We start from the raw sequence: 24500 nt of genomic DNA, 5'->3' as shown, positions 1-24500 counted from the left end.
CCGACGGGGCATCAGAAACCTTTCTCCCGCGATCGGTTCCGGCCAAGGATTTTCATGCGAAGATTTGAACCGACCATAAGAGAGTCATTAGGGTCTGTTGCCCGAACCCCTGCTCGGAAGGAGCTCGCCTCCGTGGCGTCCCACCGTCGTGCCAAGCAGCCGGGCCGTGCCCGCGTGACCGTGCTCACCTCCGCCGCCGCTGCCGCCGTGGCACTCAGTTCCCAGGCGGCCAACGCCGCGCCCGCCGAGAAGCCGAGCAAGGACGAGGTCAAGTCCCGGGTCGACAAGCTCTACGAGCAGGCCGAGCAGGCCACCGAGAAGTTCAACGGGGCCAAGGAGAAGCAGGAGAAGCTCCAGAAGCAGATATCCGCGCTGCAGGACTCGGTCGCGCGCGGGCAGGACGAGCTGAACGAACTGCGGGACGGCATAGGCTCCATGGCCACCGCCCAGTACCGCAGCGGCGGCATCGACCCCTCCCTCCAGCTGTTCCTCTCCTCCGACCCGGACAGCTACCTGGACAAGGCCTCCACGCTCGACCAGCTGAGCGGCCAGCAGGTCGAGACGCTGAAGAAGATCCAGGCCAAACAGCGTGAACTGGCGCAGCAGCGGGCGGAGGCGACCGGCAAGCTCAAGGACCTGGCCGCCACCCGTACCGAACTGGGCAAGAAGAAGAAGGAAGTCCAGGCCAGGCTGGCCGCGGCGCAGAAGCTGCTCAACAGCCTCACCGCCGCCGAGAGGGCCGCGCTGACCGCCGAGCAGGATCGCGCCAGCCGCTCGTCCAGCGAGCGGGTGGACCTCGGCAACGACACCTCCGCCACCGGCAGGGCCGCCGCCGCCTTCGCCGCCGCCAAGACCAGGCTCGGCTCCCCGTACGTCTACGGCGCCACCGGCCCGTCCTCCTTCGACTGCTCGGGCCTGACCTCCTGGGCCTACGCGCAGGCCGGCGTCTCCATACCCCGTACCTCCGAGTCCCAGTCGACGATCGGCACCAAGATCTACTCGACCTCGGGCCTCCAGGTCGGCGACCTGGTCTTCTTCTTCAACGACCTGCACCACGTGGGCCTGTACGCGGGCAACGGCCAGGTGCTGCACGCCCCGCGCACCGGCACGGTCGTCCGCTACGAGTCGATGAGCACCATCGGCGGCCCGTTCATGTTCGGCGTCCGCGTCTGAGCCGCTCGCCGGGGGTCAGCGAGTGCGCGCCCGGGCGTCCTCCAGGTAGTGCAGGACCGCCGCCACCCGGCGGTCCACCCGGTCGGCCGGGGACAGGTCGAGCTTGGCGAAGATGGACCGGATGTGCTTGTGGACGGCGCCGTCGGTGACGACGAGCCGTTCGGCGATCGCGGAGTTGCCCAGGCCTTCCGCCATCAGCGCCAGCACGTCGCGCTCGCGCGGGGTGAGCCGTTCCAGGCGGGTGTCCTGGCGGGACCGGGTGAAGAGCTGGGCGACCACCTCGGGGTCGATCGCGGTGCCGCCGCGCGCCACCCGGTGCAGGGCGTCCAGGAACTCCTCGACCCGGCCCACCCGTTCCTTCAGCAGATAGCCGAGCCCGCCGGCCCCGCCGGTGAGCAGCTGGGTGGCGAAGCTCTGCTCGACGTACGCCGACAGGACGAGGACCGGGAGACCGGGGTGGCGCCGCCTGGCCTCGACGGCCGCGCGGATGCCTTCGTCGGTGTGGGTCGGCGGCATCCGCACGTCGAGGATGGCGACGTCCGGCGCGTACGCCTCGACGGCGTCCAGCGCCTCCTCCGCGGTACCGGCGGTGGCGGCCACGTCCATCGACTCGGCCCGCAGCAACAGGGCGAGCCCCTCGCGGAGCAGGGGGTCGTCCTCGGCGATGACGATGCGCAGGGACGGGCGTGCGTCGTCGGCCACTTGCCCCCCGCCGGCCACCCGCACGTCCCCGTGGGCCGCCGCGCTTCGCGGTGCTTCCGCCGCGCCGGCCGCCACCGCGCCTGACCGCGCGGGTGCTCCGCCGGGGGCCGGTTCTTCGCCGCGCGCGGGTGCTTCGCCGGGGGCGGGGGCTCCGCCGGGAGCAGGCGCTCCGCCCGCGGCTGACGCCCCACCGCCCGCAGAAACCCCGCCGGAAACTGGCGCTCCACCACGCGCAGGCGCTCCGCCCGCGGCTGACGCCCCACCGCCCGCAGAAACCCCGCCGGAAACTGGCGCTCCACCACGCGCAGGCGCTCCGCCCGCGGCTGACGCCCCACCGCCCGCAGAAACCCCGCCGGAAACTGGCGCTCCACCACGCGCAGGTGCTCCGCCCGCGGCTGATGCCCCGCCGTCGGGAGAAAGCCCGCCGGGGGCCGGTGTTCCGTCGGGGGCTGGTGATTCACGATCCACTGGGGAGGTCCACTTCCAGGGTTGTCGGGCCGCCGGGCGGGCTGGCCAGGCGGAGGGTGCCGTCGTGGGCGGCCAGCCGGCGGCGGATGCCGCCCAGGCCGGAGCCGTCGGTCTCCTCGGCGCCGCCCCGGCCGTCGTCGGTGACGGTGAGGCGCAGCCGGCCGCCCCGGGCCCGGACGGTCACGGTGACCGTCCGGGCGCCACTGTGCTTGGCCACGTTGGTCAGGGCCTCGGCGACGACGAAGTAGGCGGTCGCCTCGACGGAGGCGGCACAGCGTTCGGGGGCGTCCACGTCGATCCGGCAGGGCACCGGGCACTCGGCGGCGAGGCCGGACAGCGCGCCCGCGAGCCCCCGGTCGTCCAGGACCGGCGGCAGGATGCTCCGCGAGACCGTGCGCAGGTCGGCCAGCGCCTGCTCGGCGGCGGACTGGGCGCGCTCCAGGATCTCGTCGGCGCGGGACGGATCCCGCGCCACCTGGCGGCGGGCGGCGCCGAGCAGCACGGTGACCGACACCAGCCGGTTCTGCGTGCCGTCGTGCAACGCCCGCTCGATGCGCCGGAGTTCGGTGGCGTGGGCGTCGAGCGCGGCGGCCCGGGTGGCGGTGAGTTCCGCGACCCGCAGCGAGAGGTCCTGGTCGGGTCCGGCGGCGAGCAGCCGCCGTCCGGGAGCCGCCTGGAGCCGGGCCATACCGGGGGTCAGGCCCAGGATGACGGCGATCGACCCGATGCCGAACGCGCAGACGGCGAAGGCGTCCGCCCAGGAGTGCGCGATGCCGTAGCCGAAGGAGGTGGCGGTCGTGTCCACGGGCGTGAACCGCCAGTACAGCGGGAACGCCGTGTCCCGTACGGCGGACAGCGGCAGCAGGAGTCCGGCCAGGCCCAGCAGCAGTCCTGCCGTGCCGTGCCGGGCCAGCCAGTCCAGTTCCCGCCGGGTGGCGGGGTCGGCGAGGGCCGGCCGCAGCCGGGTCGGCGGGGCCGCACTCGGAGCGACCACCTCGGGGCCGTGCCGGCCGAGCCGTCCGCGTTCCCGGCCGGCCAGGGCGTGCAGCGCGCGCAGCGACGGCCGCGCCAGGAGGAGCCCGGCGCCCAGCGGCGCGGTCACCGCGGCGGCCGCGAGCAGCAGGAGCAGGGCGAGGGCCATGACGGCCGTACCGAGTCCGCCGACGAGCTCCGCGAGCGCGCCGCCGGCCGCCCGCACCGTCCGCCCGGCGACCGTCTTCAGGCCCTCCCGCCCGCACGCGCCCGCGTCCTCGCTCCCCGCGTCTCTCCCACCGTCTCTCCCGCCCTCGTGCGCGCGGTCCGGTGAGGTGCCGGTGCCGGCCATCCGCAGCCCTCCCCTCCACACCCACGACCCTAGGGCGTACGGCGGTCGGCCGGGCCCCCGAGCCCCGGAAAGTACAGCCTGCTGTACCCGCGATCCGGCGGTACGCGGGATCGTCCGAGGAGCGTCACGGTCCGTAGCGTCGGGGCCAGACCCCAGGACGTCAGCTCCCAGCAGGAGGTTCCCCGTGGCCCGCCCCGACCCCTACCGACTCACCGGCACACCGCCCGCCGACAGCCGAGGCGCCGGAACCGGCGGCGTGGACCTCACCCGCACCCTGCTCTGGTCCCTGCTCGTGCTGAGCGCCGCCGCCAACATGGCGACCTCGTACGGCGGCTCCGCCCCGTGGATCAACGTGGCCTGCGGAGTGGTGACCCTGCTCAGCGCGGGCACCCTGGCCGTACGCCGGCTGCGCGGCCGCCGATGAGCGCGACCGCGACGGACACCGCCCGCCGGGCCCCGGCCATCGCGCTCGCGGACGTCGGCAAGACGTACGCGGGCGGGGTACGGGCCCTGGACGACGTGTCGCTCACCGTGGAACACGGCACCTTCCTCGCCGTGATGGGCCCCTCGGGCTCCGGCAAGAGCACGCTGATGCACTGCGCGGCGGGCCTGGACACGCCGACGTCGGGCAGTGTCCGCATCGACGGCCGGGAGATCACCGGCCTGAACGAGGCCAGGCGCACCGAACTGCGCCGGGAGCACGTCGGGTTCGTCTTCCAGGCCTACAACCTGATCCCGTCCCTCTCCGTCGAGGACAACATCACGCTGCCGCTGCGGCTGGCCGGCCGCCGCCCCGACCAGGACTGGATCCGCACCCTGGTCGAACGGGTCGGCCTCTCCGGCCGCCTCCACCACCGCCCCGCCGAACTCTCCGGCGGCCAGCAGCAACGCGCCGCGCTGGTACGGGCGTTGGCCGCCCACCCGGCGGTGGTGTTCGCCGACGAACCGACCGGCGCCCTCGATCTGCGCAGCGCCCACCAGGTCCTCGACCTGCTCCGGGCCCTCGTCGACGACCTCGGCCAGACCGTCGTGATGGTCACCCACGACCCGGCCGCCGCGGCCCGCGCGCACACCGCGCTGGTGATGGCCGACGGCCGGGTCGTCGAGACCCTGCACAACCCGGTGGCGAGCCAACTGGCCGCCAGGCTCGCCACGTTGGGAGACCGCTAGCCATGTTCCGCTTCGCCCTGCGGATGGCCGCGCACCGGATCGCCGCACTGCTCGCCGTGGCCTGCGCGGTCCTGGGCGGCGCCGCCCTGATCACCGCCACCGGCGTACTGGCGGAGTCCGGGCTCCGCTCCCAGCTGCCGCCGGGCCGCCTCGGCGGCGCGGACGTCGTGGTCGCCGCCGACCAGGAGTACCACGTCTCGGGCGACCTGCCGATCGCGCTGCCCGAACGCGCCGCCGTCCCGGCCGGTCTCACCGCCCGCCTGGCAAAGCTGCCCGGTGTCACCCTCGCGGTCGGCGACATCGGCTTCCCGGCCGCCGTGACGGACCCGCACGGCCGCCTGTCCCCGGTGACCGGCGAGGACCCGGCGGCGGCCGGGCACGGCTGGTCCTCGGCGAAGCTGCTCGCCGGCGGCGCCCGCGTCGAGGGCCGGGCCCCGTCGGCGCCCGCCGAGGTGGCGGTGGCCGCGACGACCGGCCTGTCCGTGGGCGACCGGGTCCGCGTCACCGCGAACGGCCGCGCGGCCACGGCCTACCGCGTCTCGGCCCTGGTCCACGCCCCGGACGCGGGCATCTACTTCACGGACGGCAGGGCGGCGGAACTGGCGGCCCGCACCCGCACGAAGACGGCCGGCGCCACCCGCGCCGGCACCGTCGACCTCATCGGCCTCCGCACCCGGCCCGGCGCCACCGGCCAGGTCGCCTCGGCGGTGCGCACCGCCGTCGCCGGGACCGGTCTGCGGGTCCTCACCGGACCCGACCGGGGTACGGCCGTGGCCCCCGGTGCCGGATCCGCGCGCTCCCTCCTCGTCCTCCTCTCCGGCTCGCTCGCCGGAATCGTCCTGCTGATCACCGGGTTCGTGACGACCGGCGCGCTGGGGGTGGCGATCGCCGGGCAGCGCCGCGACCTGGCGCTGCTGCGGGCCGTCGGCGCGACCCCGCGGCAGATCCGGCGGCTGGCGGCGGCCCAGTCGACGGCCGTGGCCGCCGTGGCCCTGGCGCCGGGCATCGCCCTCGGCTATGTGCTCGCCGACCGCTTCCGCTCCCTGCTCGTCCACCAGGACGTCCTCCCCGCCCGACTCCCGCTCACCTTCGGTCCGTTCCCGGCTCTCGCCACCGTCCTCCTGCTCATCCCGGCCGTCCGGATCGCGGCCCGCTGCGCGGCCTGGCGCACCTCGAGGATGCCGGCCACCGAGGCGGTCGCCGAGTCCCGCAGCGAGCCCCGTGTCCCCTCCCGTCCCCGCACGGCCGCGGGCCTGCTCCTGATGGCCGCCTCCGGTGTCCTGTCCGGCACCCCGCTCCTGCAACGCACCGCGCTCGGTGCCTCCGCCACCTCCATCGCGGGCATCCTCGCCGCGATCGGCCTGGCCCTGGCCGGACCGGCGCTGGTCCGGACGGCGGGGGAAGCGGCCGTACGACGGCTGCGTCCCGGGGTGTCCGCGCCGACCTGGCTGGCCGTGTCCAACGTCCGGGCGTACGCGCAGCGCGTCACCGGGGTGATCAGTCCGCTCGCCATGGCGGTGGTGTTCGTGCTGACGTACACGCTCGCGCAGACCACCGTGCTGGCCGCGACCGCGGACGACACCCGCACCGGGACACTCGGCCAGTACCGGCTGACCGCGGCCGCCCTCGGCGGGCTGCCGACGGACACCCTCTCCGCGGTACGGCGGCTGCCGGGGGTACGGGCGGCGGCCCCCGTCGGCACGACCACCGTCGTCTGGCCGTACCGCATGTTCGGCGACACCGAGACCGAGTCCGCCGCCGCGCTGATCCTCACCCCCGCCGCGCGGGACGTGCTCGACCTCGGCGTGACCCAGGGCAGCCTGGCCGGACTGACCGGCGCCACGGTCGCCGTGAGCGGCGAGGTCGCGGGGCCGCGCGCTGCCCGCCCGGGCGCCCGTATCAAGCTGTTCCTCGGCGACGGCGCCCCCGTCGAGGCGAAGGTGGTGGCCGTCTACGACCGGGGGCTCGGCTTCGGTCCGGTCGTCCTCTCCCACGACCTGGCCGCCGGGCACACCACGTCGGCCCTCGACCAGAGCGTCCTCGTCCGCACCGACGGCACGGCCACGGCCGAACGCGCTCTCACGGCCCTGACCGCCGCCCGCCCCGGCCTCGCCCTGTCGGACACGGCCGCTCAGGGGGGCGCGGACACCCCGCCGGAGGTGTGGGTGAACCTCGCCGTCATCGTCGTCCTGCTCGGCTATCTCCTGCTCAGCATCGCCAACCGCCTGGTCGCGGCGACGGCCCAGCGCCGCACGGAGATCGCCGCGCTGCGGCTGGCCGGTACGACGCCGAGGCAGATCCTCGCGATGATGCGCCGGGAGGCCGGGGTGATCGCGGTGACGGCCCTGGCCGCGGGTCTGCTCCTGTCCGCCCTGCCGCTGGTGCTGCTGGGCGAGGGCCTCCTGGACCGCCCGTGGCCGGCGGGGCCGGTGTGGCTGCTGCCGGCGGCGGCGGTGACAGTGATCGTCACGGCGTACGTGACGATCGAGCTGCCGACGCGAAGGGCGCTGCGGGTGCCGCCCGCGGAGGCGGTCCGGGTGGGCGTCTGACGAGGTCTGGCTGCAGCGCCCCGTCAGGGGCGCGGGGCTGCATTTGAGTGCGGCTACCGCCGCGTGGGCGCGAGCAGCCACGACGAGGCGTCGGCGTTTCGCGGCACTCTCGGTCGTGCCACCGTCCGGCGGGTGTCGGAGCGTACCCCGCCGCGAGTCCGATGTGGCTGGTCGCGCAGTTCCCCGCGCCCCTGAAAGCCTGTTCACCCCTCGGTTTCAGGGCGGCCCGCCGTCCCCCAGTGGGTGTGGAAGGTGCCCGCGCGGTCGACGCGGCCGTACGTGTGGGCGCCGAAGTAGTCGCGCTGGCCCTGGAGGAGGGCCGCGGGGAGCCGGTCGGCGCGGAGCGTGTCGTAGTGGGCGAGGGCCGCCGAGAACGCGGGGACGGGAATGCCCCGGCGGGCCGCGGACGCGACCGTCTCCCGCCACGGCACCTGCGCGTCGGCGATCTCCTTCGCGAACTCCTCCTCGGCGAGCAGGCTGACGAGGCCCGGGTCGGCCCGGTAGGCCGCGCGGATCCGGTCCAGGAAGGACGCGCGGATGATGCAGCCGCCCCGCCAGATCCCCGCCACCGCGCCGAGGTCGATCTTCCAGCCGTACTCGGCGGCCGCGTCCTGGATCATCGTCCAGCCCTGGTCGTAGGCGATGACCTTCGAGGCGTACAGGGCGTGTTCGACGCGGGAGGCGAAGCGGTCGGCCTCGGTGGCGCTGAGCGGAGGCGTGGTGCCGCCGGGCAGCCCGGCGTAGGCGGCGCGCAGTTCACGGCGGCCGGAGGCGGCGCGGGCGAACGTCGCCTGGGCGATCGCGGTGACCGGGGAGGCCAGGTCCAGCGCGGTCTGCACGGTCCAGCGTCCGGTGCCCTTCTGGCCGGCCGCGTCGGCGACGACGTCGACGAAGGGGGCGCCGGTGCCGGCGTCGACGTGCGAGAGGACCTCCGCCGTGATCTCGATGAGGTAGGAGCCGAGACGGCCGCCGTTCCACTCCCGGAAGATGTCGGCGATCTCGGCCGGCGCGTACCCGCCGACCTGGCGCAGCAGGTCGTAGGCCTCCGCGATGAGCTGCATGTCGGCGTACTCGATGCCGTTGTGGACCATCTTCACGAAGTGCCCGGCACCGTCCGCGCCGATGTGCGTGGCGCACGGCTCGCCGCCCGCCTTCGCGGCGATGTCCTCGAACATCGGCCCGAGCACGGCGTACGACTCCGCGGACCCGCCCGGCATGATGGACGGCCCGTGCAGCGCGCCCTCCTCGCCGCCGGAGACGCCCACCCCGACGAAGTGCAGGCCCTTCTCGCGCAGCGCGGCCTCGCGGCGCCGGGTGTCGGCGAAGTGGGCGTTGCCGCCGTCGATGACGATGTCACCGGGTTCGAGGAGCGGCACGAACTCGTCGATGACGGCGTCGGTGGCGGCGCCCGCCTGGACCATGATCATGATGCGGCGGGGCCGTTCGAGGGCGGCCACGAACTCGGCCGCGCTCTCGGCGCCGACGAAGTCGCCCTCGCCGCCGTACTCCTCGATCAGCGCACGGGTGCGGGCGGGGGTGCGGTTGTGGACGGCGACCGGGTAGCCGTGCCGGGCGAAGTTCCGGGCCAGGTTGCGGCCCATCACGCCCAGGCCGGTCACTCCGATGGCTGCGGATGCGTTCACGGGGGGACTCCGTTCTGCGGACGCCTGCTGTGCCCGGAGGTACGGGTGGACAGCGGGCGGGCGTTCAGTTCCGCACCGCCCCGGCCTGGACGGGTCCCCACGGGACCGGCGTCGTCGGCCGCGCCGAGCGCCGGGCCGCGCCGATACCGGTGACTGCGCCTGTGCCTGCGCCTGTGCCATGCCCGTACCGATGCCGATCATCCGAACGGGCGAAAGTCGCGGGGCCGGGCGCGTGGGGCCGCCTCTCGGCGAGCCGGTCGTCAGAGGATCCGAAGATGCGAACGGATGATCTACGGCTCCTCACCGCCGTGCTGATGCTCCTCCTGACCGGCGCGTTCCTCGCCACGCCGGCCAAGGCCGCCCAGCGCCCGGCCCACTGCGCCTTCGGCCCGCGCAGCACCCCGCCCCCCGCCACCCGCGAACACGGCACCGACCGCACCGACGACACCTACGGCAGCACGGGCAGCCGTCGCGCCGATCGTGCCGATCACACCGGCAACACCGCTCGCACCGCCCACTGGACCGCGCCCACCGTCCACTACCGGCTCTCCGCCCGCTACGCCGCCAAGGGCCATCGCTGGAAACGCCGGCACACCGGCCAGGACTTCGCCGTCGACGCCGGCACGCCCGTGTACGCCGTCGGCCCCGGCCGCGTCGTGACCGCGACCTGCGGCGACGGCTTCGGCAACCAGGTCGTGTTACACCATCCCGACGGCTACTACACCCAGTACGCCCACCTGTCAGCCATCGACGTCCGCCCCGGCCAGCGCGTCTCGGCGGGTCAGCGCGTCGGCACGGCGGGCGCGACCGGCAACGCGGACGGCCCCCACCTCCACTTCGAGGTGCGCACCACCCCGCGCCCGGGTTCCGCGGTGCCGCCGCTGCCGTGGCTGCGGCACCACGGCGTGGACGTACCGGCAAAGCCGTCCCCGGAACACCCCCGCCCGACCGCGAGCGTCCCGACGCCGAGCCTCCCGGCCACCCCGACCCCGGGTACCCCGGCCACCCCGGACACGAGTACCCCGACGCCGAGCACCCCGGCCACGAGCGCCCCGGCGCCGGTCACGAGTGGGCCGCCGTCGCCCGGCAGGACGCGGAAGCCCACGGCGTCCTCGCCGACGCCCGTGGGACCGGCCGCACCGGCGAGAACGGCGTCGCCGTACCCCGGCCGGCCGGCGAGACCTCAGCAGAAACCGACACCCCAGGAGGCCCCGGCGCACCGGTGGAACCCGGCGAGACCATGGGATCCGATGGCGCTGTGGTATCAGGCGACACGGTGAAACCCGGCACCACGACGGCAGCGCGCAGGGCCACGGTGTGACCACCTGGCGTGGCCCTGCGCGCCGAGCGGCCGGAGCGCTTCCCCCGCCCCGCACGCCTGCACCTGCCTGTCCGGCGGCCGGTGGCGGAACCCGGGAGCCGGCAGCGCCGGATCCGAGGCAGCCGGCCGCCGGCCGCCGCCGTCGCTAGGAGTTCGCGCTCGACGGACCGAAGAACTCGATCTCGGCGATGGCCACCTGGGTGCCGGCCGACGCCTGGTACGACGACTCGATCGTGAAGCGGACGGAGACGACGTCCGCCGCGCGGAGGTCGCGGGTCTGGCCGCCGGTCGTCTGGTCGAGGGTCAGCTCGCGGGTCTCGGTCTTGCCGTCGGCGGTCTTGATGGTCACCGTCATGCGGTGCGGCAGAGCGGACTTCCGCAGCTGGTCGCTGTGGGTCGACTCGCCGGACGTGATGACGACGTTCAGGAGACGGGTCGGCTCTTCGAAGTGCGCCTCGACCCACTCGCCCTCGCCGGACCGGGTCACGCCCGGACCCCACCACGTGTTGTTCAGCTTGTCGAAGAGCAGGTCCGGCTTGTGGCCGGCGTACGAGCGGGAGGCGCGGTAGGTGTCCGGGGAGACCGGGGCGCGCTTGGCGAAGTGGTCACGGGTGGCGCTGATCGCCTTCGGCGTGTTGACCACCAGGAGCGTGACGCCGGTGAGGACGACGGCGGCGACGATCCAGGTGACCACGCGGTCGAAGGTGCGGCGGAGGCGGGGGCGGTCGCCTGCCCAGGGGGTCTCTCTGTTGCGGAAGTCGAAGATACGGCGCCACCAGGGGCGGGGGGCCGAGGCGGCGGCGCCGGGGTGGCCGGCCATGGGCATGGCGCAGCGGGTGCAGAAGTGGCGGTCGGGGCGGTTGGGGGTGGCGCACCAGGGGCAGGGGGTGCCGCCGTGGGCGCCGAGGTCTTCGCCGGGGGCGCGGACGGAGGCGGGGCGTTGGGGGGTGGGGCGGCCGGGGAGGACGGGGGCGACGGTGGGGGGTGCGGGGGCCGGTTCCGGGTCGCCTACGGGGATGAGGAGGCGGCGGGCTCGGTCGTGGTCTTCGTCTGCTGCGGGGTTTGGGGCGGGGATGGGGGTGGTTTCGGCGGTGGGTGAGGTGACGGTGGGTGGGGGCTGGTCGCGCAGTTCCCCGCGCCCCTGACGGGGCGCTGCCGTGGCCGCCTCTGAGAAGTCCCCGTGGCCCTGACGGGACGCGGCCGTGGCCGCCTCCGACAGGTCCCCGCGGCCCTGGAAAGGGGCCGCCATGGCCGTATCCGACAGGTCCCCATGCCCCTGAAAAGGCGCCGCCGTCGCCGGATCCGACACGTCCCCGCGCCCCTGACGGCGCGCTGCCGTCGCCGCCTCTGGCAAGTCCCCACGGCCCTGGAAAGGCGCTGCCGTCGCCGCCTCTGGCAGGTCCCCGTGGGGGGCGGCCGGGGCTGTTGTTGTCGTTGCGCGGGGGTCTCGTTGGGGCAGGCCGGTGGCGCCGTCTCTGCGGGTGAAGGCGTCCCAGGCGGGGCCGGCGCCGGAGGTCGGGGCGGTGGCGGACGGCTGCTGTGGGGGGTCCTCGTTGTCGACCGCCCAGCTCAGGACCGCGCCGCACGCGTCGCAGAATGACCGGCCCGGTTCCGCGGCCGTGCCGCACTCCGTGCAGTTCCGGTTGGTCGTCATCGCTGCGGGGTCCTTTCGGCGGACGAAGAAGAAGCGGTCACCCGGACCGTGTAAGGCATGTGAGCGGGGCGGGCGGCGGCCACGAGGTGTTCCAGGCGGACCTCGTCGGCCGGGGTGGGGGAGGGAAGCGTGAGGTGGACGTGCAGACGGGGGCGGGGCTCGCCGGGAAAGGGGCCCAGCGGGCGGGCGCTCCAGTCGGTGCCGCCGCTCTCCGTGATCTCCGGTGTCACGCCGAAGGCCAGGCGGACCGCCTCGGAAAGGCCCCAGCGGGTGCCCCGGAAGCGGTGCAGGTAGGCGGCCGCGGCCACGGCCGCCCGCAGCAGGGGCTCCGCTTCGGTGCCGTCGGTCTCGGCACCGACCCAGGTGCCGAGCCACTCCGCGAAGTCCAGCGGGGCCAGGGCCGGGTCGAAGTAGCTGGGCAGGCAGTCGAGGACGTTCGGGATCGGCGCGATCACGTCGTCCAGGCCGGCGACGAAGCGCAGCGCGAGGTCGTCGTCGGCGAAGACCGCGGGCAGCATCGGGCCGATCGGGACGGAGGAGCCGAGGCCGTCGATGGAACCTCTCAACGGACGCCTCCAGTGCGGTCGTTGACGGTCATTCGCCGATCACCCGGACCCGGTGGTCGTAGGAGAAGACCAGGGACGGGGCGTCCAGGTCGATACGGTCGGTCGGGTCGCCGCGTTTGCCGGTGAGCGGGTCGGCGGGGTGCAGGACCACCTCGTCGACGAGTTCGATGCCGGGAACCCGCTGCAGCACCGCGAAGACCTCACCGGCCTGCACCGGGCGCCCGAACGGCCAGCCCTTGCCGTCCGCGCCGCCGGTCAGCGGATCGAGGTGGCGGTAGAGGGCGTCGTGGGCCTGACGGCGGACCCGGTCGACGTCCACGCCGCGGAAGGCGTGCACGGTGGCGACGACCGTAACGCCCTGGTAGAAGGGCGGGCCGACCGCCAGCCGGGTGCCGATCAGCCGGCGTTCGTCCAGATAGCGGGTGATGCGGTCCAGCAGGGCGTCGCCGGGCACGAGTTGCTCGAAACGGAGCCGGCCGCCCGGGTCGGACACGGCCTGCGGCACCACCAGCACCCGTACCGCGTACGCCCCGTGCTCGCCCTCCTCGCCCTCCAGGCAGGTGATCCGGGCCGTCTCGGGCGCGGCGCGGCGGGCCAGCTCCTCGTAGTCACGCAGGGTCACCGCCCGCTCCTGGGCGCGCAGCGTGATCGGGGCGCGCACCTTCGCCTCGGCGACCGTCTCGCCGTCCACGCCGCCGCGTGCGGCCTCCCGGTTGACGACCTCCGCCACGTACGGGATGGAGGAGCGCAGGATCTGTACGGCTCCCCGGGCCACGTTGCCGGCCCGGCCCCCGCCGGTGCGGTAGCGGCGGGCCCGGATGACCGCGCCCTTCGGGGCCACGGCGCCGTACTGGCGCAGCGAGCCGTCCGGTTCGCGGACCGCGGGGCCGAAGGCGATCTCGCCGGTCGTCGCGTCGAGGGTGATGTGCCGGTCGTCCGGTCCGGAGGCCGCGAAGTGCGGGACGACCTGCCAGTCCGCCCAGCCGCCCTCGCCGTCGTGCTCGGCGGTCTGCAGCAGGAGCGGCGGGCTGTCCCCGACGACGGGGGCGTGCGCGAGCCGCAGACGCTGGCCGGGCAGGCCGGTGGACTCGCCGAGCGCCTCGTCCTCGACGGTCTCCGCGTGGACGGCCGCGGTCGTGCCGCCGACCGTGCAGGCCTCCACGAACCGGACCGTCGGGGAGGTGGTGTAGAAGGGCTGGTCGGCGTGCGGTTCGGTGACCCGGCACCGCAGCCAGCTGGCCTCCAGGCCGCCGTTGCGGGACAGCACGTGACCGCCGGGGACGTGCAGCACGACCTCGCCGGGGCGGTTCAGGCCGCCGGTGCCGTCCCGGTCGACCTCGCACTCCCGCCAGCCGTCCTCCGTCCACGCCTCCCACACCAGCGGGGGCTGCCGCGGGTCCACGCCGACGCCGTCGACCCGGCTGTCCAGGTCCAGGGCGACCGCGCAGTGCGGGACGGCGGCGGAGAGGCCGAGCAGCATGCAGTCACCGGGGTTCGGGGACTCGGTGAAGCAGAGCAGGTCCTTGCCCTCGGCGAGGTCGTGGGTGAGGTCGACGACGGCCGAGCCCTGCTGCTGCCGCAGCAGGTGCCGCAACTCGCTCGGCACGATGGTCAGTTCGCGCTCGGTCGCGAAGACCACCGCCTCCTGTGTCTCGGTACGGCGGGTCGCCACCTCGGTGCCGACCGGCACCGGAACCGGTTCCTCCTGGGCCGCCGACAGCCAGAACGTCACGTCCGTACGGGCCGCCGACGGCGGGAACAGCGTGATCCCGACCAGGTCCAGGAAGGCGAGGTGGTTCTTCTCCGGGACCCGGTTGAGGCGGTACACGATCTGGTCGGCCATGTGCGCGACCGTCTCCACCAGCGTGATGCCGGGGTCGGAGACGTTGTGGTCGGTCCACTCCGGGGCGCGCTGCTGGATGTAACGCTTGGCGTCGTCGACGAACTGCTGGAAGCGCCGGTCGTCGAGGTTCGGGGAGGGCAGGGCCATCGGGATCAGCGGTCGCTTTCGGAGGAGTCCGGGGAGGCGGGGGGCAGGTCCGGCTCGTCGTGGGAGGGGATGACGTAGAAGGGGAAGACCAGGCTGCGCGGGTTGTTGGTGCCGCGGATCGAGTAGCGGACGTCGATCATCAGCACGCTCGGGTCGGCGCCGGTGGTGACCTCGACGTCCTCGACCTCGATCCGGGGCTCCCAGCGGTCGAGGCTGGCGTGCACCTCGTGCTGGATACGGCCGGCCGTCTGCTCGTTGACGGGGGCGAAGACGAGGTCGTGGATGGCGCAGCCGAACTCCGGCCGCATCGGGCGTTCCCCGGGGGCCGTGGAGAGGATGAGGCGGATGGCCTCTTCCACTTCCTTCTCGCCGCTGACGAGGGCGATGCCGCCGGTGGGGCCGATCCGCAGCGGGAACGACCAGCCGGAGCCGACGAACTGCTCTGCCATCAGCCCCGCACCCGCCTCTCCCGGAAGACCTCGCGCCCGCTCATGCCGGGATCACCATCACCGTCAGGCCGCCCATCATCAGGTTGCCCAGGACCGGCACCTCGGGGGCCTGGATCCCCACCGTGGCGAGGGAGCTGATCGCGACGGCGGCGTTGCCGCGCAGCGACAGGGCGGCGTTCGCCATCAGGTTCACGGCGGCGGCGTTCACGGAGACCGCGCCCGAGGGCGCCTTGATGTCGACGAGTTCCCCGCTCTGCAGGGACAGCGGCCCCCCGCTCCTGAGGCTGAGCGCGCCCCCCGCCTTCAGGGACAGGTTGGCGCCTGCCTCGACCGACACCGACCTGCTGCCCTTGATGGCGACGCTGCCCTTGCTGTCCACGGTGATCTCGGTCTTCTGCCGGTCGAGGAAGACGGTCAGTTTGCCGTCCCCGCTGGCCAGCCGGACGCCCTGTTTGCGGCCCCGCTGATCCAGCAGGTCCATGCGGTTGCCGACCCGGTCGGAGACGGTGTGCCGGGTGGCCCGGCCGCGCATGCCGTCGTGCAGCGGAACGTCCTGGACCCTGGTCGGCTTGTCCTTGCCGTTGTAGAGGCCGCCGATGACGTACGCGTGGTCGAGGGCGCCCCGGTCGAAGGCCACGAGCACCTCGTCCCCGACGTCCATCGGGAAGACCCCGCCGCCGCGCACCCCGCCCCACTGCACGGTCCGGGTCCAGTCGCTGACGTAGGTGTCGTCCAGCCACGGGAACTTGATCTTCACGCGGCCCTGCTGGAGCGGGTCCTGCACGTCGGTGACGAGGGCCTGCGCCACGCTGGGCTGCCGGTCGCCGCCGGCGTCCCCGGCACCGCCCGAGGCGACGCCGTAGAGCGAGCGCCACTGACGGCCGCTGACGGTCACCCAGGTCTCGTAGTGCTTGGCGTCGCCGAAGACATGCCGTACCGAGGTGACCGTGTACTTCCCCTCGAAGGGGTCCCCGACGTCCGCGAGCGCCACCGGAACCCCGGGCCGCAGTTTGGGATTGCCCCGCACCACCACCTCCACCTCGGCGAACGTCGACGTGACGTCGTCGGAGAGGGCGTCGGCCGCGTACTTCACCTCGGTCTGCTTGTCGTACGGCGTGCGCGTCTCGACCAGCTTCGACGTCTTGAACTCGCCGGCCGCGTCGCCCGGGGTGGTGCCGATGCTGTAGCCGGTGTTGCTCGCGGGTGTCACCGTCGCCGTGAGCGTCTTCTTCGTGCGTACGTCCCAGCCGCGCGACTCGACCTTGTTCACCTGGTCGGACGCGGTGACCGCGGTACGCAGCCGCAGGATGTCGTGCCCGGCCTCCAGAACGAACGGACTCTTGTCGCCGTCGGTCTGCGGCGAGGGCGCCCCGGAGGCGCTCTTCCGCTTCACGAACTGGAACTTGCCGTCCGCGTCCACCGACATGACCATCTCGTTCTCGTCGGCGAGCCGGGCCAGGAAGTCCCAGTCGGTGACGTTCGACTGGCTGATGAACTCGTAGACGGTCTTGGTGGCCTGGATCCGCCCGATCGGCACGCCGTCCTGCGCGGCCAGCTTGCGGGCGATGTCGGAGGCGGTCTGGTTGCGGTACGCGACGACGCGGCGCTGCCGCATCAGCCGGAACCCGTAGTCGTAGCCCCGGACCACCGCGTAGCTGCCGGTGCCGTCGTACTCGGCCTCCATCCCCGTGACCTCACCGGTGAACAGCGGGTCGCCGGTGCCCTGGCCGTCGGAGACCGGCGTGATCACCACCGGGGTGCCGAACTGGACTTTGAGCTTGCCGAGCAGTTTGCGGGACGGGTCGCGGAAGGTCAGCTGGAAGGCGGCGGGCACCCCGACACCCTGGTCCACATGGGCGTCGACGAGATACCGCCCGTACTCCGAGGTGGGGGTCAGCTCCTTGCCGCCGATGACGACCTTGATGACGTTCGAGAAAGCAGGCTTCACCATCAGGACCGCACCTCCTCGGCGGCCGGCAGCACCAGTTCGGTCCCCGCGGGCAGCCACCCCGGGTCGTCGATGTCGTTGGCGGCCGCGATCGCCCGCCAGGCGGCCGCGTCGCCGTACTCCCGCCAGGCCAGCGACTGCAGCGAGTCCCCGGCGACGACCCGGTGCACGCGCTGCGCGGTGAGCGCGCCGGACGTCGGGTTCTGTCCCGCGGTCTTGCTCGGGATCTCGTGCAGCTGGAGCCGGCAGCTGGCCCGGATCGGCATCCCGCTCGTCCCGAAGAGCGAGTAGGAGACGTCCGCGGAGGCGACGTACGCCGTGAAGTTGGCCGTCGAGAACGACCCCCACTGGAAGACCACCCAGGGCGGGGACGGCTGCTTGGCGGCGATGCTCTTGCTGGTGACCTCGCAGCAGGCCAGCAGCGACTCCACCTTCTTCATCACGTCGTTGCTGTCCGGGTCGTCGGACCTGTCCAGGAAGATCTCGACGCTCATCTCACGCGGATGGGTGCCGAGGAACTCCGGCAACGCGCCGTCCCGTTCGATCGGCGCCGCCGACGACTTCCAGTCCGCCCGGCGGGCGATCGACAGCTGCGCCGGGTTGAACTCGAAGCCGAACGTCTTGATGATGCCGCCCGGGCTGGTGCTGGTGCCCACGGGCGGTTCGTGAATCGCGAGGGTGGCCCGTACGAGGCTCTTGCCGGCGCCCCGGCTGCTCCTGGCCATGATCTGGTCTGCCTCTCAGTCCGCTCTGCTCGCTCCGGCCGCGCTGTCCGCTCCGGCCGTGCTGTCCGCTCCGGCCGTCAGTCGGTGAAGCCGTGGTGGGCGATCTCCAGGACCTCCGTGGCGACGGACGGGCTGCCCGCGTCCAGGGAGGGTCCCTGCCAGCTCACCGGCAGTACGTCGAGCAGCCCCCACCGGGCCACCTCCGAGCCGTCCGCGCGCAGCGCCGTGATCTGTCCGGTGGGCCGCTCGATGCCCGTCTGCACGGACGAGATCCACTTCGCGACCTTGGCGGTGTCCGGGGTGAGCGGGCGGGTCAGCCGGATGTGGGAGAAGGTGACCCGGGTCGGCAGCTGCCACACGAACCCGTTGTTACCGCCCTCCTGCCGCTGCTCGATCTCCACCTGCGACGACAGTCCCTCGCACCCGTTGAAGTAACCGAGGTCCTCGCCGTCGATGGAGAGGCTGAACCAGACTGTGGTTCCCGGGTCCTGGCGATCCATCGGGAGGCCTTTCTGTGGGGTGGTGCGCGGACGTCGTGATCAGGGGCGGGAGTCGCGGAGTCTGCCCACGCGTTCGCGGTCGCGGCGGAGTTCGGTGCGGACGTGGCGGGTGATCCGGTCGATGATCCGGTGGACGAGGGCGTCCACCTGGAACTCGGTGAGGGCGCGGGGGTCGAAACCGCCGTCCGCGACCGCGGTGTAGCCGGGCGGCGGACCGTCGGCGGACGAGGCGGCGGCGGAGTACCCCGGTGGCGGCGGGTCGTCGGGGGGCGGTGGCTGCCGGGACGTCTGGGTGCGGGGGGCCTCGGCGCGGGCGGTGTGGGTGACCGGCTCTTTTTTCAGGGGGGTCGTGGGGTGGCCGACGGGGAGCGCGGTGGTGAGCGCGTCCCGCTGGACGGTGAGACGGCCGAGGGGGGCCACGGGGAGCGCGGTGGTGGCGGAGATCGGGGCGGTCGGGCGCAGGGGGACGGGGCGAGCGGGCCCGGAGTCGGTGGCGGCCGGCCTGACCGGGAGGGCGGCCGGCGCAGCCGCGGTCGTGGCTCGCTGCACGAAGAGGGGCAGGGGTGCCGCCGGTCCGGTGGGGGGCGGGGTGGTCGCGGGCAGGGGCGACTGCGCCTGGCGCTGCACGGCTGCCTGGCGCTGCACGGCTGCCTGGCGGCTTCCGGGCCCCGGAGTGGCGGGCGGAGCGAAGGCGGCGGTGCGCTGAACGAAGAGGGGATCCGGGGAAGGCGCTGCGGCCGTCGCCGAGGGTCCCGCCGTGGCGGCGGCGGGACCGGCTGGTGGCGCCGTCGGCACGGGGTGGGCGGGTGCGGGCTGGGCGCGCTCGGCGGTGGTCCTCGGCAGGTCCGGTGCTGAAACCCGCTGCACCGGCCGGGGCGCTTCGGGCACCGGCCGGGAAGAGGCGGCCGACCGGTCACCCGAAGAATTCCCCGCCGGACCACCAGAGGAACCACCGGACGAACCACTCGACGCCCGCCGCCGCTGTACGGGCGGCACGGCCGCCTGACGGCCGGCGGGCCTCGCGGCGGCCGGGCCCGTCAGCGGGGCGCCGAGGCCGAGGCGGGGAGCGCCGGGGGTGGTGGCCGCACCGGCACGCTGCACGGAGGCGGAGGCCGGCACCGGAACGGACTGGGCCACCGCGGCGGGGGCGGCAGCCGACGGACCGGAGACCTGCGAGGCGGAAGCCGAAGAGGCGGAAGCCGACGAACCGGAGACCGACGGACCGGAGACCGACGGACCGGAAGCCGACGAGGCGGGGCCCCGGTCGCGCGGACCCGGCGGGGTCTGTGCTTCCGGCGCGGCGGCTGTCGGCACGGCGGCGGCGGGGGTTCGCGGTCTCTCCGTCCTCCCCTCGGAGATCCGACGCTGTACGGACACCTCACGGCCACCGTTCCCGGCCGCACGCGAAAGCGGAGCGCCGAGGCCGGGGCGAGGGGCGTCCGGGGTCGTCGCGGCACGCTGGACGGAAGCCGGCGCGGGAGCCGACGCGGCCGCCGTCGTCGGGGCGCCGGCCGACGCGCCCTGGCCGGACTCGCCCGGTGGCACCGGCACGGCAGCCGGTACGGCCCCCCGCCCTGCCGGACGGGGCGCTTCCGGTACCGCGTCAGCGGCGCTCGGCCTCTCCGTCGCCCTTCGCTGCACGGACACCTCACGGCCACCGCTCGCGGCCGGGGACACCGACGGGCGCGCGCTCCGCGGGTCGGCCGAGGCGCGTGCGACAGGGGGCGTGGCTCGCGTGGTGGGCGAAGCAGCCGGGGCGGCCTCGATGCCGGTGGCGCCGGTGGCCGCCGTGCCGGTGTTGGCCGCCGGGGCCGAACTCGCCTCCGTACGGCCGCTTTCCGGCGCCGGCGGCGTGTGCCGGGCGGCCGGGTCCGTGGCGGCAAGGCGCTGTACGGGGTCGGCCCCGAGGCTGCCGGACGGCTGCCGCGGGGCCGCCGCCGGACTGCCGGGCGTGACCGGAGAGACCGGGGTGCGGCCGCCGCTCACCGCCTGCCGCTGCACAGGGGTCCGTGCCCCGGCGCCAGGCCCGCCGCCGCCCGGGGACGCGCCGGACGGCGTGGCCGTCCCGGAAGCGGCAGCCGACGTGGGCGTCGCGGACACCGCGCGTGGCACGGGAGCCGGGGAAGGGACAGGAGGAGCTGTCGTCGCAGGCGACGCGGGGACCGTACGAGCCGTGGCCCCGGGCGACACGGCTGCCGAGGCTGCACCACCGCCACCGCCACCGCCACCGCCAGCGCCCGAGGACGTCTTGGCCGGACCGGGACCTGTCGTGCCCGGCCGGGCTGTCGCCGGTCCGCCACCGGACACGGACCGCTGTACGACGGCGGGCGCCGGCCCGCGTCCGGGGGCAGCGCTCCGCGAAGCCCGCGGGGCGCTGCCGGAGGAGGGGCCGCCGTCACCTCGCGGGCGCGACCAGCCTCCGGTCACCCGCACCGGATCACCGCCGTCGCTCCCGGCCGCCGTCCCGCCACCGGCTCGGTCGCCCTCACCCGACGCCGGCACCGGGCTCTCGGCGGCCGTCGTCCTCGGCGCCGCCGGCAGCGTACGCCGCTGCACAGCCGTCACCGACGTGCTCGCCGGCGCCTGCGTCAGCGCGCCGCGGCGTGGCGGGACGGGAGGTGCGGGCGCGACACGTGGACCGGTGGCCGGAGCCGGCCCGACCGGGAGGGGCTGCGGCGCCCACGCCACCGGCACCGCCGTCGAAGCGGCGGGAGACGCGGCAGCCGGGGCGGCGGTCGTCGGCGTGACCGACCGCTGGACAGCAGGCATCGCCCGCCGCCCCGCCCCCGCCGCGGAGGGCGCCGGGGCATCGGCCGAGGCCGCCGAGACTGTCGACGGAGCCGACGGGAGAGCCGGGCTCGGTGCGCTCCTCCCGTTCCGTGCCGTTCCTGCCGTCGCCCCCGGCGGCTGGGCGGCCGCACCGCCACCGCGCCCTCCCGCCGAAGGCACACGCTGCACCGCCCGCGCCGCCGGACCAGCCGGTCCGGCCCGTCCCGCAGACCCCGCGGACCCCATGGAGCCGACAGGCACACCAGAGCCGGCCGGACCGCCCCCGACCGCCCTCAGCGGCACCACCGGAACCGACGTCCCCCGGCCGGCCGCCGGGCCCACCGGTCCCGCCGCTCCCGTCGGCCCCGCCAACGGCAGTGTCTGCACCGGACGTTCCAGGCCGGACACGGCCCCCGCACCCGTGGTGCCCGCGCGGGCGCCCCCGGCGAGACCCGCGCTCGACGCGCCGTCCAGGACCGCGTGCGAGCGCGTGCCCATGAACGACGGGTTCTGCCAGGTCGGCAACCGGCCGCCGAACCCGGCGTCCGCGACCGGGCCGCCCGCCCCCAGCGCACGCTGGATCGGCGGCAGCCCGGACCAGGCCGCCGCCACCACGGGACGCGGCACCTCCGCGGGGCGTGACACCTCCGCGGGAACCTCAGGTCCGTTCGCGGACGCGTCGGCCCCGGGCCCCCGTCCGCGCCCGCGCATCCGATCCCACAGCCCCACCCGTCAGCCCTCCGCCCCTGCGGAGGCCGTCGCCCGGGTCACCAGAGACGCGATCTCCGCCGTGTAGCGGCGTCGGTCGGCGTGCTCCAGGTCCAGGATGTCCTCCAGGTTCCAGTGGAAGTGGTAGGCGACGTACGCGATCTCCTCGTGCAGCCGGTCGGTCGCGTACGTCACGATTCCCCCAGGCGGCTCCCGCCGAGTTCCACTTCGAAGGGCTCGGAGCAGTGCGGGCAGTTGACCGCGGCCCGGGTGTGTCCCTCGGCGTTGATCTGGCGGTAGAAGTCCTGCAGGAACGCCAGGTCGGAGGCGAACATGTTCTCCACGATCCCGTCGTGCACGAGCGGGAGCGTGCCGAGGCGGGTGATGACCCGGCCCAGCAGCACCACCGACAGGAACGCGGGGTTCTCCTGGACGCGGACGTCCCGCAGCGGGATCAGCTCGTCCCGCGCCGTCGACAGGCGCATCACGCCGTCCCGGTGGACGGTGCCCTGCTCGTCGACGTACCCGCGCGGGAGCTGGAACGGGAACTCCGTGCGCAGCACCTCGACGGGCGCCTCCGGTTGCTGAGGAGCCTGGGGCGCCGCCGCCTCCGGTGCGAGCGGCGCCCCCACGCCCTGGGCCCTGACGGCCGAACGCCTCATTACTCGATGACCAGTTCTTCGAACGTGATGGTCACCGTCTCGGTCAGCGCGGCCGCCTCGCCCGCCTTCACCGTGCTGGTGTCGATCTTGCTGCACCAGGCGTTGCGCAGGTTGTAGCGCTTCACCGGGTTGTTCTCGAAGTCCATCATGATGATGGAGGCGTTCTTGCGGGCGGTGGTCATCTGGCCGTTGATCGACTCGTTGATCCACTGGGTGAAGGACGAGGACTGGGTCATACCGCGTACGACCGTGCAGGTGCCGTTCTTCTTGACGCCCGGCAGGTTGCGGACGTGGTTCTTCCCGTCCGGCGTGTTCTGCTGGTAGGTGATGACGTCCTGTTCCATCGTCATGCCGCTGACCTCGGCGAGGTACTCGACCATCACGCCGTCGATCTGCAGGCCGAAATTGTGCGATGTGAGGGCGTCACCCGGCTGGAGACTCATGTGTTACTGCCCGTTCTTCTCAAGGTGCCTTGACATCAAGGGGGTCGGGGACCGAGGGCCCCGCTACTCCTGCAACTCGCCGCTGCCGCTGCTGAACTGGGCCAGCCGGAAGATCACGAACTCGGCGGGCTTGACCGGGGCGATGCCGATCTCGCAGATCACCCGGCCGACGTCCACCGACTCCGGCGGGTTGGTCTCCTCGTCGCACTTGACGTAGTACGCCTCCTCGGGCCGCTGCCCGAACAGCGCGCCGCTGCGCCACTCGTTGACCAGGAACGCGGAGATGTTGCGCCGGATGCGGGCCCAGAGGTTGTGGTCGTTGGGCTCGAAGACCACCCACTGGGTGCCGATCAGGATCGACTCCTCCAGGTAGTTGAAGTACCGGCGGATGTTGAGGTAGCGCCAGGCCGGGTCGGAGGACAGCGTGCGGGCGCCCCAGATGCGGATGCCGCGGCCCGGGAACGCCCGGATGCAGTTGACACCGATCGGGTTCAGCAGGTCCTGCTCACCCCGGGTGATCTGGAGTTCCAGGTCCACCGCGCCCCGGATCACCTCGTTCGCCGGAGCCTTGTGGACGCCGCGCTCGGCGTCGTTGCGGGCCCAGACGCCGGCCACGTGACCGGACGGCGGGATCAGCCGGGACTGGCCGGAGGACGGGTCGAAGGTCTTGATCCAGGGGTAGTAGAGGGCCGCGTACTTGGAGTCGTAGCCGGCCGTCTCCTGGCGCCAGACCCGGATCTGGCGGGCGTTGAGGCCGGGCGGCGGGTCGATGACCGCGACCCGGTCGCCCATCAGCTCGCAGTGCGCGATCAGGCCGAGCTGGACGGCCTTGACCTGCTCCAGGTCGATCGCGCCGCGCTGGTAGGCGGCCATCAGGTCGGGCACGGCCACCATGGACACCTCGTCGACGGCCTCCAGGCCGCCGAAGCCGGTCCGGTCGGCCGAGTCGCCGAGGTACTCGGCGGGGCCGGGGTGGGAGCCGGCGTCCGCGACGGGGGACGCGGACGCCGGGGCCGGGGCGGGGGCCGCGAGGGCCACCGTCTGGTTGTCCGGACGGACCAGCTGCGCGGCGGGCGCGGCCTCGGTCACGGTGATGAGCTTGGAGCGCTCCTTGACCTGGGTGACCACGTAGTTGCGGCCGCTCTTCTTCGCGGTCACGTCGAAGGTCTCGACGGGCTTGCCGCCGTCCTTGACGACCAGCCTGAAGCGTTCGGCGGGGCCCTCGCCCTCGGGGTCGGCGACCTCGACGCTCAGGTCGCCGGAGGCGATGGCGCTGACGGAGAAGGTGCCGAGCTGCTTGGCCTCGCCGGGCGGCAGCGCGGCCGGGGCGGCCGAACCCCGCACCGCGGCGGGCGAGTTACCGGCACCCTCGGCACCATCGTGGGATCCGCCGACACGGACGACGTACGCCGCCGTGCCGCCGTTGTTGAAGAAGCCGTAGACGGAGTGCGCGAGGTAGTACCCGTCGGTGAACTCACCGAAGGACGCAACGTACTGCGTCCAGTTGGTCACCAGCGTCGGTTCGTTCAGCGGACCGGTCGGGGCCAGGCCAACGAAGGCCGCCACCGACGTGCCCACCCCCTCGATGGGGCGCGAGCCGCTGGCCACCTCCTCGACGTAGACGCCGGGTGACAGGTAGGACGGCATGCTCTGCTCTCCTCGGGGTACGAGACAGGAACGTCCTCAGCCTCACTCGCGAGAGCCGCCCGTCGAAACGGCCCGAGGTGCCTGCCCGG

The 24500-nt window shown here is 74.2% G+C and carries 20 protein-coding genes; 5 read left to right on the top strand and 15 right to left on the bottom strand.

Annotation, left to right across the window (positions count from 1 at the left end):
- Positions 1-132 precede the first annotated feature (132 nt).
- On the top strand, positions 133-1173 hold the full coding sequence (locus LQ326_RS39475) for a C40 family peptidase (protein ID WP_234543899.1): 1041 nt from the start codon (positions 133-135) through the stop codon (positions 1171-1173).
- Between the two features lie 15 nt (positions 1174-1188).
- Here LQ326_RS39475 and LQ326_RS39470 read toward each other — a convergent pair whose 3' ends face one another.
- The gene (locus tag LQ326_RS39470) at positions 1189-1851 is read right to left on the bottom strand and encodes a response regulator (protein WP_234543921.1); all 663 of its coding nucleotides are present in this window, start codon (positions 1849-1851) and stop codon (positions 1189-1191) included.
- Between the two features lie 481 nt (positions 1852-2332).
- Positions 2333-3667 carry a sensor histidine kinase gene (locus tag LQ326_RS39465; protein WP_234543898.1) on the bottom strand — a complete coding sequence of 445 codons (1335 nt, stop codon included), beginning with the start codon at positions 3665-3667 and terminating at the stop codon, positions 2333-2335.
- 184 nt (positions 3668-3851) lie between these two features.
- Between LQ326_RS39465 and LQ326_RS39460 the strand changes: the two genes are divergently transcribed.
- The 3 genes from LQ326_RS39460 to LQ326_RS39450 are packed head-to-tail and all read left to right on the top strand — an operon-like array spanning position 3852 to position 7386.
- Positions 3852-4091, top strand: a complete 240-nt coding sequence (locus LQ326_RS39460) for a hypothetical protein (RefSeq protein ID WP_234543897.1) — start codon at positions 3852-3854, stop codon at positions 4089-4091.
- Positions 4088-4837: an ABC transporter ATP-binding protein gene (locus LQ326_RS39455; RefSeq protein ID WP_234543896.1), complete on the top strand. Its 750-nt coding sequence runs from the start codon at positions 4088-4090 to the stop codon at positions 4835-4837. The genes LQ326_RS39460 and LQ326_RS39455 overlap by 4 nt, the downstream gene beginning before the upstream one ends.
- Positions 4838-4839: 2 nt before the next feature.
- On the top strand, positions 4840-7386 hold the full coding sequence (locus LQ326_RS39450) for an ABC transporter permease (RefSeq protein ID WP_234543895.1): 2547 nt from the start codon (positions 4840-4842) through the stop codon (positions 7384-7386).
- Between the two features lie 203 nt (positions 7387-7589).
- On the opposite strand, the gene gnd is transcribed toward LQ326_RS39450, so the two are convergent.
- Positions 7590-9029, bottom strand: coding sequence for an NADP-dependent phosphogluconate dehydrogenase (gene gnd / locus LQ326_RS39445; RefSeq protein ID WP_234543894.1), 1440 nt, complete (start codon positions 9027-9029; stop codon positions 7590-7592).
- A gap of 275 nt (positions 9030-9304) precedes the next feature.
- Here gnd and LQ326_RS48940 point away from each other — a divergent pair, with 275 nt between their 5' ends.
- Complete coding sequence (locus LQ326_RS48940) at positions 9305-10309, top strand: M23 family metallopeptidase (protein ID WP_372497072.1); 1005 nt, start codon at positions 9305-9307, stop codon at positions 10307-10309.
- Between the two features lie 186 nt (positions 10310-10495).
- Here the strand turns inward: LQ326_RS48940 and LQ326_RS39435 are convergent, their stop codons facing one another.
- The 12 genes from LQ326_RS39435 to LQ326_RS39375 form a co-directional block, all read right to left on the bottom strand.
- Entirely contained in the window at positions 10496-11599 is a 1104-nt protein-coding gene (locus LQ326_RS39435; protein ID WP_372497070.1) for an NADase-type glycan-binding domain-containing protein, read from the bottom strand.
- A 401-nt stretch (positions 11600-12000) separates the two neighbouring features.
- Positions 12001-12570, bottom strand: a complete 570-nt coding sequence (locus LQ326_RS39430; RefSeq protein ID WP_234543892.1) for a phage tail protein — start codon at positions 12568-12570, stop codon at positions 12001-12003.
- A gap of 28 nt (positions 12571-12598) precedes the next feature.
- Positions 12599-14560 carry a putative baseplate assembly protein gene (locus LQ326_RS39425; RefSeq protein WP_234543891.1) on the bottom strand — a complete coding sequence of 654 codons (1962 nt, stop codon included), beginning with the start codon at positions 14558-14560 and terminating at the stop codon, positions 12599-12601.
- 5 nt (positions 14561-14565) lie between these two features.
- Entirely contained in the window at positions 14566-15009 is a 444-nt protein-coding gene (locus LQ326_RS39420) for a GPW/gp25 family protein (RefSeq protein ID WP_181806072.1), read from the bottom strand.
- Positions 15010-15049: 40 nt separating this feature from the next.
- A complete protein-coding gene (locus LQ326_RS39415; protein ID WP_234543890.1) occupies positions 15050-16960 on the bottom strand; it encodes a VgrG-related protein in 1911 nt (636 codons plus the stop codon).
- Complete coding sequence (locus LQ326_RS39410) at positions 16960-17682, bottom strand: CIS tube protein (RefSeq protein WP_234543889.1); 723 nt, start codon at positions 17680-17682, stop codon at positions 16960-16962. Before LQ326_RS39410 ends, LQ326_RS39415 begins: the two co-directional genes overlap by 1 nt.
- Positions 17683-17759: 77 nt before the next feature.
- Entirely contained in the window at positions 17760-18182 is a 423-nt protein-coding gene (locus LQ326_RS39405) for a phage tail protein (protein ID WP_234543888.1), read from the bottom strand.
- Positions 18183-18221: 39 nt separating this feature from the next.
- Positions 18222-18827: a hypothetical protein gene (locus tag LQ326_RS39400; protein WP_234543887.1), complete on the bottom strand. Its 606-nt coding sequence runs from the start codon at positions 18825-18827 to the stop codon at positions 18222-18224.
- Positions 18828-21683: 2856 nt separating this feature from the next.
- Entirely contained in the window at positions 21684-21854 is a 171-nt protein-coding gene (locus LQ326_RS39390) for a DUF6760 family protein (RefSeq protein WP_181808453.1), read from the bottom strand.
- Positions 21851-22321 (bottom strand): hypothetical protein, encoded by a 471-nt coding sequence (locus LQ326_RS39385; protein ID WP_234543886.1) that lies wholly within the window; start codon positions 22319-22321, stop codon positions 21851-21853. Before LQ326_RS39385 ends, LQ326_RS39390 begins: the two co-directional genes overlap by 4 nt.
- Entirely contained in the window at positions 22321-22764 is a 444-nt protein-coding gene (locus tag LQ326_RS39380; protein ID WP_234543885.1) for a phage tail protein, read from the bottom strand. The genes LQ326_RS39385 and LQ326_RS39380 overlap by 1 nt, the downstream gene beginning before the upstream one ends.
- Positions 22765-22827: 63 nt before the next feature.
- On the bottom strand, positions 22828-24411 hold the full coding sequence (locus tag LQ326_RS39375) for a phage tail sheath family protein (protein WP_234543884.1): 1584 nt from the start codon (positions 24409-24411) through the stop codon (positions 22828-22830).
- Positions 24412-24500 lie beyond the last annotated feature (89 nt).

This window comes from Streptomyces shenzhenensis (assembly GCF_021462265.1).
In the GTDB taxonomy this organism is placed as follows: Bacteria; Actinomycetota; Actinomycetes; order Streptomycetales; family Streptomycetaceae; genus Streptomyces; species Streptomyces shenzhenensis.
Note: the sequence above shows the minus strand (reverse complement) of the source record. Positions and strands in the feature narration are given on the sequence as shown.